Annotated in this window: 15 protein-coding genes; 11 read left to right on the top strand and 4 right to left on the bottom strand. The window is 59.1% G+C overall.

The annotated features are described in order from the left end of the window. Window positions 1–217 precede the first annotated feature (217 nt). From HU743_RS25835 to HU743_RS25820, 4 genes are all read left to right on the top strand, one after another. The gene (locus HU743_RS25835) at window positions 218–1822 is read left to right on the top strand and encodes a tetratricopeptide repeat-containing response regulator (protein WP_186623691.1); all 1605 of its coding nucleotides are present in this window, start codon (window positions 218–220) and stop codon (window positions 1820–1822) included. Next, complete coding sequence (locus tag HU743_RS25830) at window positions 1819–2511, top strand: HAMP domain-containing sensor histidine kinase (RefSeq protein WP_186552335.1); 693 nt, start codon at window positions 1819–1821, stop codon at window positions 2509–2511. Before HU743_RS25835 ends, HU743_RS25830 begins: the two co-directional genes overlap by 4 nt. A 215-nt stretch (window positions 2512–2726) precedes the next feature. After that, window positions 2727–3968, top strand: coding sequence for a glutamine synthetase family protein (locus HU743_RS25825; protein WP_186652113.1), 1242 nt, complete (start codon window positions 2727–2729; stop codon window positions 3966–3968). 69 nt (window positions 3969–4037) lie between these two features. Further along, complete coding sequence (locus HU743_RS25820) at window positions 4038–5417, top strand: MFS transporter (RefSeq protein WP_186623690.1); 1380 nt, start codon at window positions 4038–4040, stop codon at window positions 5415–5417. Between the two features lie 189 nt (window positions 5418–5606). On the opposite strand, the gene HU743_RS25815 is transcribed toward HU743_RS25820, so the two are convergent. The 4 genes from HU743_RS25815 to flgA form a co-directional block, all read right to left on the bottom strand. After that, on the bottom strand, window positions 5607–6353 hold the full coding sequence (locus HU743_RS25815; protein ID WP_186652096.1) for a flagellar brake protein: 747 nt from the start codon (window positions 6351–6353) through the stop codon (window positions 5607–5609). A 92-nt stretch (window positions 6354–6445) separates the two neighbouring features. Further along, on the bottom strand, window positions 6446–6913 hold the full coding sequence (locus tag HU743_RS25810; protein WP_186652094.1) for a flagellar protein FlgN: 468 nt from the start codon (window positions 6911–6913) through the stop codon (window positions 6446–6448). 48 nt (window positions 6914–6961) lie between these two features. Beyond that, window positions 6962–7288 (bottom strand): flagellar biosynthesis anti-sigma factor FlgM, encoded by a 327-nt coding sequence (gene flgM / locus HU743_RS25805; protein ID WP_186552330.1) that lies wholly within the window; start codon window positions 7286–7288, stop codon window positions 6962–6964. A gap of 151 nt (window positions 7289–7439) precedes the next feature. Further along, window positions 7440–8201 (bottom strand): flagellar basal body P-ring formation chaperone FlgA, encoded by a 762-nt coding sequence (gene flgA, locus HU743_RS25800; RefSeq protein WP_186652111.1) that lies wholly within the window; start codon window positions 8199–8201, stop codon window positions 7440–7442. An 82-nt stretch (window positions 8202–8283) separates the two neighbouring features. Here flgA and HU743_RS25795 point away from each other — a divergent pair, with 82 nt between their 5' ends. From HU743_RS25795 to HU743_RS25765, 7 genes are all read left to right on the top strand, one after another. Continuing rightward, on the top strand, window positions 8284–9216 hold the full coding sequence (locus HU743_RS25795; RefSeq protein WP_103304087.1) for a chemotaxis protein CheV: 933 nt from the start codon (window positions 8284–8286) through the stop codon (window positions 9214–9216). 46 nt (window positions 9217–9262) lie between these two features. Beyond that, complete coding sequence (cheR, locus tag HU743_RS25790; RefSeq protein WP_186529772.1) at window positions 9263–10090, top strand: protein-glutamate O-methyltransferase CheR; 828 nt, start codon at window positions 9263–9265, stop codon at window positions 10088–10090. 371 nt (window positions 10091–10461) lie between these two features. After that, the gene (flgB, locus tag HU743_RS25785) at window positions 10462–10872 is read left to right on the top strand and encodes a flagellar basal body rod protein FlgB (protein ID WP_016773613.1); all 411 of its coding nucleotides are present in this window, start codon (window positions 10462–10464) and stop codon (window positions 10870–10872) included. A gap of 3 nt (window positions 10873–10875) precedes the next feature. Beyond that, on the top strand, window positions 10876–11319 hold the full coding sequence (gene flgC / locus HU743_RS25780) for a flagellar basal body rod protein FlgC (RefSeq protein WP_186552329.1): 444 nt from the start codon (window positions 10876–10878) through the stop codon (window positions 11317–11319). A gap of 15 nt (window positions 11320–11334) precedes the next feature. Further along, on the top strand, window positions 11335–12060 hold the full coding sequence (gene flgD, locus HU743_RS25775; RefSeq protein WP_186623684.1) for a flagellar hook assembly protein FlgD: 726 nt from the start codon (window positions 11335–11337) through the stop codon (window positions 12058–12060). Between the two features lie 31 nt (window positions 12061–12091). After that, window positions 12092–13426 carry a flagellar hook protein FlgE gene (gene flgE, locus HU743_RS25770; RefSeq protein WP_186652092.1) on the top strand — a complete coding sequence of 445 codons (1335 nt, stop codon included), beginning with the start codon at window positions 12092–12094 and terminating at the stop codon, window positions 13424–13426. Window positions 13427–14003: 577 nt separating this feature from the next. Next, the coding region (locus tag HU743_RS25765) for a calcium-binding protein (protein ID WP_273509108.1) at window positions 14004–14891 on the top strand (888 nt) is incomplete at its 3' end.

Genomic DNA, 14891 nt, shown 5'->3' with positions numbered 1-14891 from the left:
TTTCCTTCCACAGTTTGCTCGGCGCGATTGCCGGCTGTTTCTGGGTGGACCCTGTCGAAGGCAGAAACGCACCAACAATCTTCAAGAGATTGCCCTGAGCGGCCGATAACCCGATCGGTCACTGCAGCGTCGCGCAAAAATGGTTGATAGCGTTTTACCGGCAGCTATCATCTGCGCGCCTGAAATTGCCTTCTCTTCAATTGTCTGGAAATCTTCGATGTCGTCGTATCACCAAAAGCGTTTTCTGATCGTCGATGATTTCTCGGATTTCCGCAGTTCCGTGCGCTCGATGCTGCGTGAACTGGGCGTCAAGGACGTCGACACCGCCGACACCGGCGAGCAGGCGCTGAAGATGTGCTCGCAAAAGTCCTACGATTTCATCCTGCAGGATTTCCATCTCGGCGACGGCAAGAAAAACGGCCAGCAAGTGCTTGAAGACCTGATGTCGGAAAAGCTCATCAGCCATGAAGCGGTGTTCGTCATGGTCACCGCCGAGACCAGTCAGGCGATGGTGCTCAGCGCGTTGGAGCATGAGCCGGACGCGTACCTGACCAAGCCGTTCAACCGTTCCGGCCTGGCCCAGCGGCTGGAGCGTCTGGAGCAACGCAAGACGTTGCTCAAACCGATTCTGCAAGCCCTCGATCGCGGCAAGCCGGCCGAGGTGCTCAATGCCTGTATTGCGCTGTGCAAGCAGGACATCCGTTATTCGCCGCTGTGCCTGCGTTACCGCGCCGATGCATTGCGCGACATGAATCAGAACGAAGCGCTCGAGCGTCTTTACGACAGCATCATTGCCGACCGTCCGCTGCCTTGGGCCTTCGCCGGGCTGGGCAAATTGCTGTTCAAGCGCGGCCAGGTCGCTCAGGCCAAAGCGGTCTATGAAAAGGCGTTGAAAGTCTTTCCGATGATGCCGGCGCTGTACGACGGCATGGCCGATGTGCTGGTCGCCGAAGGTGACAGCAAAGGCGCGCAACGGGTGCTGGAAGAGGCGATTCGCCTGTCGCCGCTGGCGGTCCGGCGTCAGGCGTTGCTGGGCAAACTGGCGATGGCCAACGAAGATTTCGACACCGCCTCGCGCGCTTATCGTCAGGCCGTGGCACAGGGTGCGCAATCGCGTTTCAAGGATCCGGAAAGCAATCTGGGCCTGGCCCATGCGCTGATCAGCAAGGGCAGTGATCGTGGCCTCGACACGCGCACACGCCTGGAGATCAACACCACCCTCAGCGCGGTGGCCAAAGAGAACCCGAGCGATCCCGGCCTGCAAATTCGCGCGCGCCTGATGAAGGCCACCAGCCTGCTGCTCAACGATGCCGAAACCGCCGACAAGCTCACCGAACAAGCGCTGATGCGCCTCGACGGCATGGAACAGTTCATGAGTCCGGAAGCCGCGTTACTGGTTGCCAAGCAACTGCAAATGCTTGGTCAGGCCGAAGCGGGCACTTCCATGCTCAAAAGCTGCGCGGAGATTTATGGCGACGACCCGGCGGTTATGAAAGACATCGCCAAGCTCACCGATGACCCGACGATTCTCAGCTCCAGCAACGCGGCGGCCGACCTCAACCGACAGGGCGTGCGGGTCTACAAGACCGGTAACCTGGTGGAGGCCCGCGAAGTGTTCCGCAAGGCGCTGAAGCTGCAACCGAAGAACATCAGCATCGCGCTGAACATGGCCCAGTCGCTGCTGCACGGCACCGACACGAGCGTGCCGTCGGCAGAGCTGGAAGAATGTCGGGCCTGCCTGAAAACGGTCGGCCTGATGCCCGACACCGACGCGCGCTTTGCGCGTTATCAGAAGCTGAAAAGCAAGGCGTTTGGCGAATGAACCACGACAAGCAGGCGCTGGATTTTTCCACGGTGATTGCCTCCACCGTCCACGACATGAAGAACTCTCTGGCGATGCTGATGCAGGCCCACAGCCAGTGGCTGGCGCGCTTGCCCAAGGAGCTGCGCGAAGGCAGCGAGCAGGGCGTGATCGACTTCGAGTTCGCCCACCTCAACGGCATGCTGGTGCAGTTGCTCGGGCTGTACAAGCTGGGCGTCAACCAGATGCCGCTGCAACCGGCCTATCACGAGCTCGATGACTTTATCGAGGCGCAACTGGCGGCGCATCAGGACGTCTTCGCCAGCCGCGGCATCATCGCTACGTATGAAGTCGACCCGTTGAGTCCGCTGGGTTTCTTCGACCGCGAACTGATCGCCTCGGTGCTCGGCAATTGCATCAATAACGCGATCCGCTACGCCCGCGAATCGCTGCTGATTACCGTCAGCGACGAGGCCGGACAACTGGTGCTGAGCATCAACGACGACGGCGACGGTTATCCGGCCGAGATGCTCGAGCGTCAGGCCGATTACGTGCAGGGCATCAATCACAGCAGCGGCAGCACCGGGCTGGGCCTGTATTTCGCCCACCGCATCGCAGCGCTGCATCAGCGCAACGGGGTGGAAGGGCGCACCGAAATCAGCAATGGCGGCCCGTTGGGCGGTGGGGTGTTCAGCCTTTATCTGCCGTGACGTTTCCTGTAGGAGTTTCGGATTTTGTTTGACGCTGCTTGATATTCCGAACAGCCGGAGCCTATTTTGTACGGGTCGCCGTTCGCGGCTCGCACAATAACAAGGATTGCGTCATGACAAGCGATGGCCAGGGTTCACTCGCGCAGCGATTGACCGGCATTGATGAGATTGAGTGTGTCACCCCGGATCTGAACGGTGTGCCACGGGGCAAGGTAATGACCGCCGAGGGTTTCCTCGAAGGGCGGCGTTTGCAGTTGGCGCGGGGCGTGCTGCTGCAATGCATCATGGGCGGCTATCCGCCAGCGCGGTTCTACGGCAGCGATGACGGCGATCTGGCGCTGGTGGCCGACCCTGTGCAAGTCCATCGCTTGCCGTGGAGCGACACGCCGCGTGCCCTGGCAATCTGCGATGCCGACGAGTTGGACGGAGGGAGCTCCAGCCTGTCGACCCGAGGGCAGCTCAAAGCGGTCATCGCCCGTTACGCCGCGCGCGGGCTGGCGCCTGTGGTGGCGACGGAGCTGGAGTTTTTCGTTTTTGCGCCCAACACCGATCCGACCCAGCCGTTCCGCCCGCCGGTCGGTCTGGATGGGCGTCGCGAGGACGGCCAGTCGGCGTTCAGCGTCAGTTCCAATAACGGTCTGCGGCCGTTCTTCAGTGAAGTCTATAAATGCATGGCAGCCCTCGGCCTGCCGCGCGATACCTTCATGCACGAAATGGGCGTCAGCCAGTTCGAGATCAATCTGCTGCACGGTGATCCGCTGCTGCTGGCCGACCAGACTTTCCTGTTCAAGCATTTGCTCAAAGAGGTCGCGCTCAAGCACGGCCTGACCGTGGTGTGCATGGCCAAACCGCTGGCGCACACGCCGGGCAGTTCGATGCACATTCACCAGAGCATCGTAGAAATCGGCAGTGGCAGGAATGTCTTCACGGACTCGGACGGCGAGCCGACCGCCATGTTCCGCCATTTCATCGGCGGGCAGCAGGCCGGGCTGGCCGATTTCACCGCACTGTTTGCGCCGAACGTGAACTCCTATCAGCGCCTGTGCCATCCCTATGCATCGCCGAACAATGCGTGTTGGTCCCACGACAATCGCGCCGCCGGCTTGCGTATTCCCGCCAGCTCACCGGTTGCTCGTCGGGTCGAAAACCGTTTGCCGGGTGCCGATGCCAACCCCTATCTGGCGATCGCCGCCAGTCTGGCCGCGGGTTTGCATGGTATCGAACACGCGCTGGAGCCGACCGAGGCGATCCAGGGCGAATTCGCCGTGCCGGACAATCTTGCGCTGCCATGTACCTTGCACGCCGCGCTTGAACGTCTGAAACGTAGCCAATTGGCCAGGGAACTGTTCGGGTCGGAGTTCATCGAAGGCTACATCGCTTCGAAGACCATGGAGTTGACCAGCTTCTTTGATGAAATCACTCCCTGGGAACGGCGTGTTCTAGCAGCCCAGGCCTGACGAACTGTCGCCACCGGACTATCGTTTTGATAGTCCGGTATTTATTGCAAGGAGCCGCTCGGAACGCCGATGCGCCAAATCTGGAAATCCTTTCGAGCGCTGTATTTCGCCTCACTGATGATGTTGATCGGTTCGGGCTTGTTATCCACCTATCTGGCACTGCGCCTGGCCGCTGACAACGTCGACGGCCTGTGGGTCGGTGCGCTGATGGCGGCGAATTATTTCGGCCTGGTGCTGGGCGGCAAGATCGGCCACCGGCTGATCGCCCGGGTCGGGCATATCCGCGCGTATTCGGCGTGTGCCGGGATCGTCGGCGCGGCGGTGCTCGGGCATGGCCTGGTGGACTGGCTGCCGGCGTGGCTGGTGCTGCGGACCATCGTCGGTCTGGGCATGATGTGCCAATACATGGTGATCGAAAGCTGGCTCAACGAGCAGGCGGACGCTAACCAGCGCGGCCTGGTATTCAGCGGCTACATGATTGCCTCGTACCTGGGCCTGGTGCTGGGGCAACTGATTCTGGTCATGCACCCCGGCCTGGGCCTGGAACTGCTGATGCTGGTCGCCCTGTGTTTTGCGCTGTGCCTGGTGCCGGTGGCCCTGACACGGCGGATTCACCCGGCGCCGCTGCACCCGGCGCCGATGGAGCCGCGCTTCTTTATCAAGCGCGTACCGCAATCACTGAGCACGGTGCTTGGCGCCGGGCTGATCATCGGTTCGTTCTACGGTCTGGCGCCGTTGTATGCCTCGCAGCAGGGGCTGTCGACCGAACAGGTCGGTCTGTTCATGGGTAGCTGCATTTTTGCCGGATTGCTGGTGCAGTGGCCGCTGGGCTGGTTGTCCGACCGCTATGACCGGGCGCTGCTGATTCGCTGCTTCGCCGGGTTTCTGGCGGTCGCGGCACTGCCGCTGGCGATTCTGCCGCAGGTGCCGCTGGAGGTGTTGTTTGTTGTCGGCTTCTTGTGCTCGCTGGTGCAGTTCTGCCTGTATCCACTGGCGGTGGCTTTTTCCAACGACCATGTCGAGGGTGATCGACGGGTGTCGCTGACGGCGATGTTGCTGGTGACTTATGGCGTCGGCGCGAGTATCGGGCCGTTGCTGGCCGGTGTGTTGATGAAGTTTCTCGGCAGTCAGAGCCTGTATGCGTTTTTCAGTTTCTTTGCGCTGGTGCTGGTGTGGCGTATTCGCCCGAAAGCGGTGACCAATCTGCATCAGGTCGACGACGCGCCGCTGCACCATGTGGCGATGCCGGACAGCATGTCGAGTTCGCCGCTGGTGGCCGCGCTTGACCCGCGGGTGGACGAGCAGGTGGTGCAGGAGCAGATGGTGCAGGACCCGACGCCTTCAAGCTCTGAGCCAGAACCCGCTGCGCAACCGGAAGCGGTGGACGAAGATGACTTGACTAGCCGCGATGACAAACCTGCGCCGGATATCAGTGGCGCCAGACCCTGAGGTTTGCGGCTCTAACTGTGGCGAGGGAGCTTGCTCCCGCTGGACTGCGTAGCAGGCCCTGCTTTTTGCGCAAGAAAAGGGGTCGCTTCGCGCCCCAGCGGGAGCAAGCTCCCTCGCCACAGAGCTTTCAAGCAAGCACAAAAAAGGGCAGTCCTGTGCGGGACTGCCCTTTTTTGCTGGCGCTATGGCTCAGAGATCATCTTTGTCGAACCGGCGCGCTTCACGCTGCAACTGATAGACGAAGCGCTCAACGTTGCGCGCAGCCTGACCACTGATGTTGTGGAAACGCAGGCCGGCGAAGGTGATGTTGAGTTTTTCTTCGAAATGCAGGTAACGCAGCTCGACGGAGATGGGTTGGTTGCCGAACAGCGGCGGGGCGATCAGGCGATCGTAGACCTGGCCCAGTTGCAGGCGGTCAGTGATGTCGCCTTCGAAACGAAACTTGCAACCGGTCGCGGAAATATCCAGCAGCTTGCCATGGAGAGGGGTCTTGAGCTTTTCGCCGCCCAGTTCAACGCTGACCAGATCGGTCAGTTTCAACGCTGCGCGAAAGGCATTGCGCCGCTGGTGGTAGACCACTTCGGTGGGCAGTGCGCCGGTGTAGAAACGGTCACCGTCGGACTCTTCGATATTCAGCGTGCCGGTGCATTCCCAGGCGATGCGCACACCGTCGTGAAAACCTTCGACCTTGAACGGCTCGCCGGCCTGCAGAAAGCGTTCGCCGTCACGCGGGATCATCTCATCGAGCGCGATCGAGGCGGTGTCACGGTCAACCTTGATCAAGTAACTCTGAAAGCGCTGGCTGCGCTCGTGGAAGGTGATGATCAGCGGATCATGGCTGTCTTGCAGCTGGCGCAGGTTGCTGGAGATTTCCAGTGGCGTGGTGAGCACCTTCGGAGGCTGCGGAGCATCATCCGCGCTTAGGGTGTTGGACACGGTTCTTCAATCTCCAGACAAAATAAGACTACGACTGGCCAGTATTTTGCCAGTATGTTTCGCAGGTTGATAGTGCGTGGCCACCGAATGGCTCATGCCTGGCTGAGCGTACGCGGCTTGATCGGCTTGGCGAAGGTTCCGCTGGCGTCATACAGCGCTGGCGGCTCGCCACCGGTGAGGATTTTCAGTTGGTTGGCCGTGGAGGCCTGCTGGATCTGGATCGACTGGCCATTTTTGACGTTGGCCGCCTGGCACTCCGCAATCAGGGCGGTCAGTGCGTCGCCTTGCTTGAGCAACTGTTCGCCAAGGCTTGACTGGCTGGCCAGTTGCGCAAGACCTGTGCGATCCGTCGGCAGGTTGAGACTGGCGAGGATTTCGCTGCGCTTGCGGCCATGCTGTTCAAGCAGAATGATCAAGGCCTGTTTGGTCGCCAGAATTTCTTCCAGCAGCGGCATGTCACGACCGTGCAAAGCGAGGGACTCGGTTTGCAGCAACTCCAGCAATTGTTGCGCTGGAGCAAAGTCGTCGTTGATCAATTGCAATAAATTAATGTCGTGCATGGCTGGCCTTGGGGTTTAAGCGTCCAAAAGCCTGGCGCCGGCAAAAGCCTAGCGCTGGGCTTCGAAGTTGAGCAGTTTGCTGGCTACACGGTTGCTGTCGACTTTATAGCTGCCATCGGCAATCGCGGCTTTCAACTCGGCCACACGGGCTTTATCGACAGCAGGCTGATCGCGCAGCTTGTCAGTGACCTTCTGCAACTGTTGAGCCTCATTGCTGAGGTGTACCGATTCCCCGCTTTTTGCGGTACTGGCCGTTTCGGCCTGGGTATTCAGCGGCGCGGAGGGGCTGTTTTCAGCGCTTTCCTTGGCGTTGCTGGTACGTGTATTGCCGGTAAGTGGCGAGGAACTGTTCAAACGGTTGAAATCGATAACCATGATAAAAAACCTCTGGGAATTTGGACGCTTGCCATGTTTTCGGCTATCCCCTGGAAAACTTTAGGCACATTTATGCAATGAGCCTTGCCTGCGCCGGCGCGTGTTCTGCTGCGGCACAGTTTAGGGAACAGCCGGGGTCAGCGCCAGTTTTCTACATTGCCACTTCCACTTGGCCGGGCGCGGTGACTTGCGCCTTGATGACCCGCTGGGAGTTGAGGTTTTTCACCCGGATCTGTTCTTTCAGGCCGCCGTTGGCCAGCGCTTCGCCGGGCATCCGCACGGCCAATGTGCCGCTGCGGGCGGTAATGACGACTTGATCACCCTTGCGGATGACTTCGGCCTGTTCGAGATGGACCAGCGTAATCACCTGATCGGCGACCGTTGGTCGGGTCAATTTCTGTCCGATCGCTTCGTCCACCGACGTCAAAAAACCTTGATTGATCACGCTGACGTCGCGCTCGCGCAGGGTGACATCCTGCGGCTCGATAATCCCGGCGCGCTTGAGCGGGCGGGTGGTGGTGACAATCTCGCGAAACAGGCGGACTTGAGCGGGCACGAACACGGTCCAGGGCGAACTGCCTTCGCAGCGAACCTTGACGGTGACGCGGCCCAGAGGGCGTGCCGGACTCTCCAGGGTCGCTGTCAATTCCTTGTCGCACATGGGCATGCGCAGCCGCGGATCGAGCTGGTTGACTTCGATTTCGTAGCGGCCTTCGGTTTGACTGGTAGCCAGATAGTCTTCTACGGTGAATTCAAGAAAGCCCTGAGTCACGCCGATAAGCATATCAGGCAAGGTAACCGCATCAGCATTGGCAGGACTGCCGGCAAATACGCAAAAAACGGCGGACACCGCGCAAAGCCCTTTGCGAAGGGAGGATGTCAGGCGTCGGGAAAATGTCGTTTGAGCGTTCATACAGGTTAAAAAGCAAGCGCCGTGCCGTTTAGTAATAAATGTGCGTCGCAACAACACTTGGCGTTGGTGTAGGAGTCTGGGCATGGCTGGTGTAATGGATTCGGTGAACCAGCGCACGCAACTGGTAGGGCAGAATCGCCTGGAGCTGTTGTTGTTCCGTCTCGACGGCCAGCAGCTCTACGGGATCAACGTGTTCAAGGTTCGGGAAGTGCTGCAATGCCCGTCACTGACGTTGATGCCCAAGTCCAGTCCTGTCGTGTGCGGGGTGGCGAATATTCGGGGGGCGACCATTCCGATCCTGGATCTGGCAATGGCAACCGGCTCCGGTGCGTTGAAAGACAAGAAAAATCCGTTCGTGATCATCACGGAGTACAACACCAAGACCCAGGGTTTCCTGGTCCGCTCGGTGGAGCGCATCGTCAACATGAACTGGGAAGAGATCCATCCACCACCCAAGGGCACGGGGCGCGATCATTACCTGACCGCTGTGACTCGGGTGGACAACCAGTTAGTCGAAATCATCGACGTCGAGAAGGTGCTGGCCGAAGTGGCGCCGACACCGGAAGCGATTTCGGTGGGCGTGGTCGATGTCGAGACCCAGACCAAGGCGTTGTCGTTGCGGGTGCTGACGGTCGATGACTCGTCGGTGGCGCGCAAGCAGGTCACGCGTTGCCTGCAGACGATCGGTGTCGAAGTGGTGGCGCTGAACGACGGCAAGCAGGCGCTGGATTACCTGCGCAAGCTGGTCGACGAAGGCAAGAAGCCGGAAGAAGAGTTCCTGATGATGATTTCCGACATCGAAATGCCGGAGATGGACGGGTACACCCTGACGGCGGAAATCCGCGGCGACGCACGCATGCAAAAGCTCCATATCATCCTGCATACTTCGTTGTCGGGGGTATTCAATCAGGCGATGGTCAAGAAAGTCGGTGCTGATGACTTCCTGGCCAAATTCCGTCCTGATGACCTCGCATCCCGGGTAGTCGACCGGATCAAAGCAGCAGATATCAGCTAGGGGCCTTTTGTCCCTGGCGATCAACACGATTTAAGAGGCGGCATCATTGTCTACGGGTAATTTGGATTTTGAACAGTTCCGGGTCTTCCTGGAAAAAGCCTGTGGCATTCTGCTCGGTGAAAACAAGCAGTACCTGGTCTCGAGCCGTCTCAACAAACTGATGGAGCAGCAAGGCATCAAGTCCCTGGGTGAGCTGGTTCAGCGCATCCAGACCCAGCCGCGCAGCGGTTTGCGCGAGCAGGTGGTCGATGCCATGACGACGAACGAAACCCTGTGGTTTCGTGACACCTATCCGTTTGAAGTCTTGAAGAACAAGGTACTGCCTGAAGCGATCAAGGCCAGCCCCAACCAGCGTCTGCGGATCTGGTCGGCGGCGTGCTCGTCAGGTCAGGAACCCTATTCGCTGTCGATGTCGATCGACGAGTTCGAGCGCAGCAACCTCGGTCAGCTGAAAATGGGTGTGCAGATCGTTGCCACCGATCTGTCCGGCCTCATGCTCAACAACTGCAAGACCGGCGAGTACGACAGCCTGGCGATCGGCCGTGGTCTGTCGCCCGAACGGCTGCAACGCTACTTCGATCCGAAAGGGCCGGGGCGCTGGGTGGTCAAGGCACCGATCAAGAGCCGCGTGGAGTTTCGCTCGTTCAACCTGCTCGACAGCTACGCGGCGTTGGGCAAGTTCGACATCGTGTTCTGCCGCAACGTGCTGATCTACTTCTCTGCCGAAGTGAAGAAAGACATCCTGTTGCGCATTCACAGCACGCTGAAGCCGGGTGGGTATCTGTTCCTTGGCGCGTCCGAGGCCCTGAACGGTTTGCCGGATCATTACCAGATGGTGCAGTGCAGCCCGGGGATTATTTACCAGGCGAAATAACCGGTTTGCGGCGACACAAAAAACGGCAGTCCTTTTAGGCTGCCGTTTTTTTGCGCCTGAATATTCTCTTCGAAACGCCACTAATCCCCTGTAGGAGTGAGCCTGCTCGCGATTGCGGTCTATCAGACAACACATCAGCGACTGACACACGGCTATCGCGAGCAGGCTCACTCCTACAATGGATCTGTGGTGGGAGGGAGAACGGGGGCAAGCGGCAGAAAAGCGGCATCCGGCGGAAACCGGTTGCCGCTTTTCTGGCATTGCCGCTTTGCCCGTTCGACGCAAAGCCCCGGAATACGGGGCTTTGTCCGTTTGGCACGGCGCTTGCTAAAGCTCAGTTACGAAAAACCGGTCACCTGAAGGTTCCCGACATGAGCATCAGCTTCGACAAAGCGCTCGGCATTCACGAAAAAGCACTGGGCTTCCGCGCCCAGCGTGCCGAAGTGCTGGCCAATAACATCGCCAACGCCGATACCCCGAATTACAAGGCGCGTGACCTGGATTTCTCCAAAGTGCTCGAAGCACAGACCGAGAAGACCAAGACCGGCGGCCACTTTGCCCTGAACATGACCAATAGCCGTCACATCGAGGCTGAAGGCTTGGGCAATGGTGACGAATCGCTGATGTATCGCACGCCGATGCAGCCTTCGATCGACCAGAACACCGTGGACGCTCAACTGGAACAGTCGAACTACGCGGAAAACGCCGTCGGCTTCCAGGCCAGCTTCACGCTGCTCAACAGCAAATTCAAAGGGCTGGTGTCAGCCCTGCGCGGAGAATAATTCATGTCCCTGTCCAGCGTTTTCAACATTGCCGGCAGCGGCATGAGCGCCCAGACCACGCGTCTGAACACCGTCGCATCGAACATCGCCAACGCCGAGACGGTCTCGTCGAGCATCGACCAGACCTACCGCGCCCGTCACCCGGTGTTCGCCACCATGTTCCAGGGCGGCCAGGCGGGCGGCAGCAATTCGCTGTTCCAGAACCAGGACGCGGCCGGTCAGGGCGTGCAAGTGCTCGGTGTGGTCGAGGACGACAGCAACCTCGAAGCGCGTTACGAGCCGAACCATCCGGCGGCTGACGCCAAAGGCTACGTCTACTACCCGAACGTGAACGTGGTGGAAGAAATGGCTGACATGATTTCCGCGAGCCGTTCGTTCCAGACCAACGCTGAAATGATGAACACCGCCAAGACCATGATGCAGAAGGTGCTGACCCTCGGTCAGTAATAAGGGGCGACTGCCATGAGCGTTACCGATACCACCAGCTCCCTGAGCATGAATGACATCCTGTCGAACTCGTCGAAAAAGACCAGTTCGACCACCGATGGCATTGCCTCGGCGACCAACAGCAGCACCGGCGGACAAGCGCTGGGCAAGGACGCGTTCCTGCAGTTGCTGGTGACCCAGCTGAAAAACCAGAACCCGCTCGATCCGCAGGACAACAGCGCATTCGTTGCGCAGTTGGCGCAGTTCAGCAGCCTCGAAGGCATCACCACGCTGAACTCCACCGTGAGTGGCCTTGCCGGCAACTACAACTCGTCGCAGGCGCTGCAAGCGTCGTCGCTGGTCGGTCGCAACGTGATCGTGCAAACCAATACCGCGCAACTCGACGACCCGAGCAAAGGCCTGACCGGTTCGGTCAACGTGCCATCGTCCATCGCCGGAGGCACCGTGACCATCACCGACAAGGATGGTAAAGCTGTCCGCACTATCGATCTGGGCAGTCGCGCCGCTGGCAGTGCCAGCTTCACCTGGGACGGCAAGGACACCGCCGGCACCGTGGTGCCCGTCGGCACGTACACCTTCAAGGCGAGCGCGCCGATCAACGGCACCGCGACCGACCTGGCGACTTACCTGCCAGCGACCGTCAACAGCGTGACGATCAGCCAGACCGGTGGCGAGCTGATGCTCAACCTGGCTGGCAAGGGCACCGTTGCCCTGTCCAAAGTACAAACCATTGGTATATAGAGCCGACTAACCCGGCATAAAGGAGTGGAATATGTCTTTCAATATCGGCCTTAGCGGTCTCTATGCAGCCAACAAGCAACTGGACGTGACCGGCAACAACATCGCCAACGTCGCGACTGCCGGGTTCAAATCCTCCCGCGCAGAATTCGAAGACGTGTACTCGTCGACTCGCCTGGGTAGCGGCAGCAAAGTGATCGGCAACGGCGTGCGCCTGGCCAACGTTTCCCAGCAGTTCACCCAGGGTGACATCAACAACACCGGCAACGTGTTGGACATGGGCATCAACGGTTCCGGTTTCTTCACCATGAGCAACAACGGCTCGATCTCGTACACCCGTGCCGGTACGTTCAAGGTCGACAACGCCGGTTACATCACCAACACCGACTACACCTCGCGCCTGCAAGGTTATGGTGTGGATGCCAACGGCAAGATCATCAACGGTGTGTTGACCGACCTCAAGATCGATACTTCGAACCTGGCGCCCAAGTCGACTTCGGCGGTGACTTCGAGCATCAACCTGAACTCTTCGGCAGAGAAAATCATCGATACCGGCGCTACGCCCGTCGTGTTCGATCCGTCCAAGCCCGAGACGTACACCAAGTCGTTCAGCACGCCGATCTATGACACTCAGGGCAACTCCCATGTCATGGATCAGTACGTGGTGAAAACCGGCGACAATGTCTGGAAGGTTTACACCCTGGTCGATGGGCGCAACCCGGACGCTACCGGTAGCAATCCTGTCACTACACCGCCAGTGGCCTCGACACTCACGTTCGACAGTTCCGGCAAGTTGCTTCAGGTCAGCACGCCCAACCCGGCGGATCCGACTGACCCGATCATCAGCAGTGATCTGACCCTGAAAAACTGGAAGCCAGGCACCGTGACCAATGGCGTATTTACGCCTAACGGCGCATCGGCAAACCCGAATGGCGTGACCATTTCGATGGCCAAGACCACCCAGTACAACGCTGATACTTCGCGCACGATCCCGACTCAGGATGGCTACGCCACTGGCCAGATCACCAACCTGACCATCGACGGTACCGGTACGCTGTTCGCCAACTTCAGCAACAACCAGAGCAAGGCAATTGGTCAGGTTGCGCTGGCGAGCTTCACCAACGAACAGGGATTGCAGGCTGTCGGTGGTACTAGCTGGAAAGAGACTTTCGCTTCGGGTATTCCGGGCTACGACGCGCCGAAGACCGGAACGTTGGGTGAGGTGGTGTCCAACTCGCTGGAAGAGTCGAACGTTAACCTGACCAACGAGCTGGTTGATCTGATCAAGGGCCAGAGCAACTATCAGGCGAACGCCAAGACCATTTCGACTCAGAGCACGATTATGCAGACCATTATTCAGATGACTTGATGGGGTTTAGTGCGCTTGATGAAAAACCGACGCCTCGTGCGTCGGTTTTTTTATGTGCATTTTTCGGGGCTTGTGCTCGGTTGCTCCGTTCGTCAGTCACTGTGGTGCAGAATTTGCAGTTTCGCGGAGCATTGGCGGCGCGCGTCAAACTTTCATCTGCGCCGCGTATCTTCAAACCGGGCTCAGGGTTCGGTGGCTTGGAAGCCGTCAGTAGTCAGCAGGGATGCCAAACTTTGCACAGTCATGAATCCTTCAAAGCACCCGCAGCGGTGCCAAAATCCGACGTCACCGGTCAGTCCCGCTACGACCGAGTGGTCCGGATACCTCATTCAAGCCGATTGCAATCATTTCTCCGGTTGGCGGATGTTTGCAGCATCGACGGCGCAGCATCTGCCTGCGGCGAACCCCCTACTCACCTCGAGCAATACCGACCAAGCGCATGCCGGTCGGACTTTTCGCTCTTTTCAGACTTTTGCGCATTCACGCACCAGCGTGTCGCGGCAAGGTTGAAATCCCCGTGACTGCGGGAGATTCAGCAAGGTTCCAACACAAACACACTCACACAAGGAAGGATGCAATGGCAGTCATTTACGGATCCAACGGTGCTGATGTGCTGGCAGGTACTGCCGGTGACGATCAAATACGTGGTTTGGCAGGCGACGATGTGTTGAATGGTGGGGACGGCAATGACCTTCTGATTGGTGGCGAAGGGGCTGACCAGCTCATTGGTGGCGCAGGTATCGACACTGCCAGCTACGAAGATACCAATCAGGGAACCGGCGTGACGATCAACCTGAAAACCGGCGTTAACACCGGTCTCGCGGCGGGCGATACGTTCAATGGTATCGAAGCGTTTCGCGGCACCAGTTATACCGACAACTTTGTCGCCGATGCTTCGGCCAACACCTTCGATGGTGTGATCGGCTATGACACCCTGAGCTACGCCACTTCCGAGCAGGCGATCAACCTGACGCTGACCGGCGTCAACGGCACGGGTCTGGGCGGCGATGCGCAGGGCGATGCATTCAGCAACATGGATCTGGTCATCGGCACGGCGTTCAATGACACCTATACCCTGAACTCTGGCAGCACGAGCGTCAGTGGTGGTGCCGGCAATGACGTTTACATCATCAACGGTCCCTGGACAGGTGGCATTGGTGAGGCCGCTGGCGGCGGCGACGACGAAATCCGCACCAACCAGACCAGCATGGGCATGAGCGGTGAAGTCGAACGCTTGACCTACACCGGCACTGGCAATTTCACCGGGCGTGGCAGTGCTGGCAACGACATCATCACCGGCGGCGTCGGTAACGATGTGCTGATCGGCGGTGCAGGTGCCGACCAGTTGATCGGTGGCGCAGGTATCGACACTGCCAGCTACGAAGATGCCAATCAGGGAACCGGCGTGACGATCAACCTGAAAACCGGCGTTAACACCGGTCTCGCGGCGGGCGATACGTTCAAT

Source organism: Pseudomonas sp. SWRI99, assembly GCF_014270125.1.
Taxonomy (GTDB): Bacteria; Pseudomonadota; Gammaproteobacteria; order Pseudomonadales; family Pseudomonadaceae; genus Aquipseudomonas; species Aquipseudomonas hamedanensis.
Note: the sequence above shows the minus strand (reverse complement) of the source record. Positions and strands in the feature narration are given on the sequence as shown.

Excerpts from the sequence above, each read along its gene's own strand:
- HU743_RS25830 (WP_186552335.1), top strand. The coding sequence starts at position 1,819 with ATGAACCACGACAAGCAGGCGCTGGATTTTTCCACGGTGATTGCCTCC.
- HU743_RS25825 (WP_186652113.1), top strand. The coding sequence starts at position 2,727 with ATGACCGCCGAGGGTTTCCTCGAAGGGCGGCGTTTGCAGTTGGCGCGG.
- flgB (WP_016773613.1), top strand. The coding sequence starts at position 10,462 with ATGAGCATCAGCTTCGACAAAGCGCTCGGCATTCACGAAAAAGCACTG.
- flgC (WP_186552329.1), top strand. The coding sequence starts at position 10,876 with ATGTCCCTGTCCAGCGTTTTCAACATTGCCGGCAGCGGCATGAGCGCC.
- HU743_RS25835 (WP_186623691.1), top strand. The coding sequence starts at position 218 with ATGTCGTCGTATCACCAAAAGCGTTTTCTGATCGTCGATGATTTCTCG.
- flgD (WP_186623684.1), top strand. The coding sequence starts at position 11,335 with ATGAGCGTTACCGATACCACCAGCTCCCTGAGCATGAATGACATCCTG.
- flgM (WP_186552330.1), bottom strand. The coding sequence starts at position 7,288 with ATGGTTATCGATTTCAACCGTTTGAACAGTTCCTCGCCACTTACCGGC.
- HU743_RS25795 (WP_103304087.1), top strand. The coding sequence starts at position 8,284 with ATGGCTGGTGTAATGGATTCGGTGAACCAGCGCACGCAACTGGTAGGG.
- flgE (WP_186652092.1), top strand. The coding sequence starts at position 12,092 with ATGTCTTTCAATATCGGCCTTAGCGGTCTCTATGCAGCCAACAAGCAA.
- HU743_RS25820 (WP_186623690.1), top strand. The coding sequence starts at position 4,038 with ATGCGCCAAATCTGGAAATCCTTTCGAGCGCTGTATTTCGCCTCACTG.
- HU743_RS25810 (WP_186652094.1), bottom strand. The coding sequence starts at position 6,913 with ATGCACGACATTAATTTATTGCAATTGATCAACGACGACTTTGCTCCA.
- flgA (WP_186652111.1), bottom strand. The coding sequence starts at position 8,201 with ATGAACGCTCAAACGACATTTTCCCGACGCCTGACATCCTCCCTTCGC.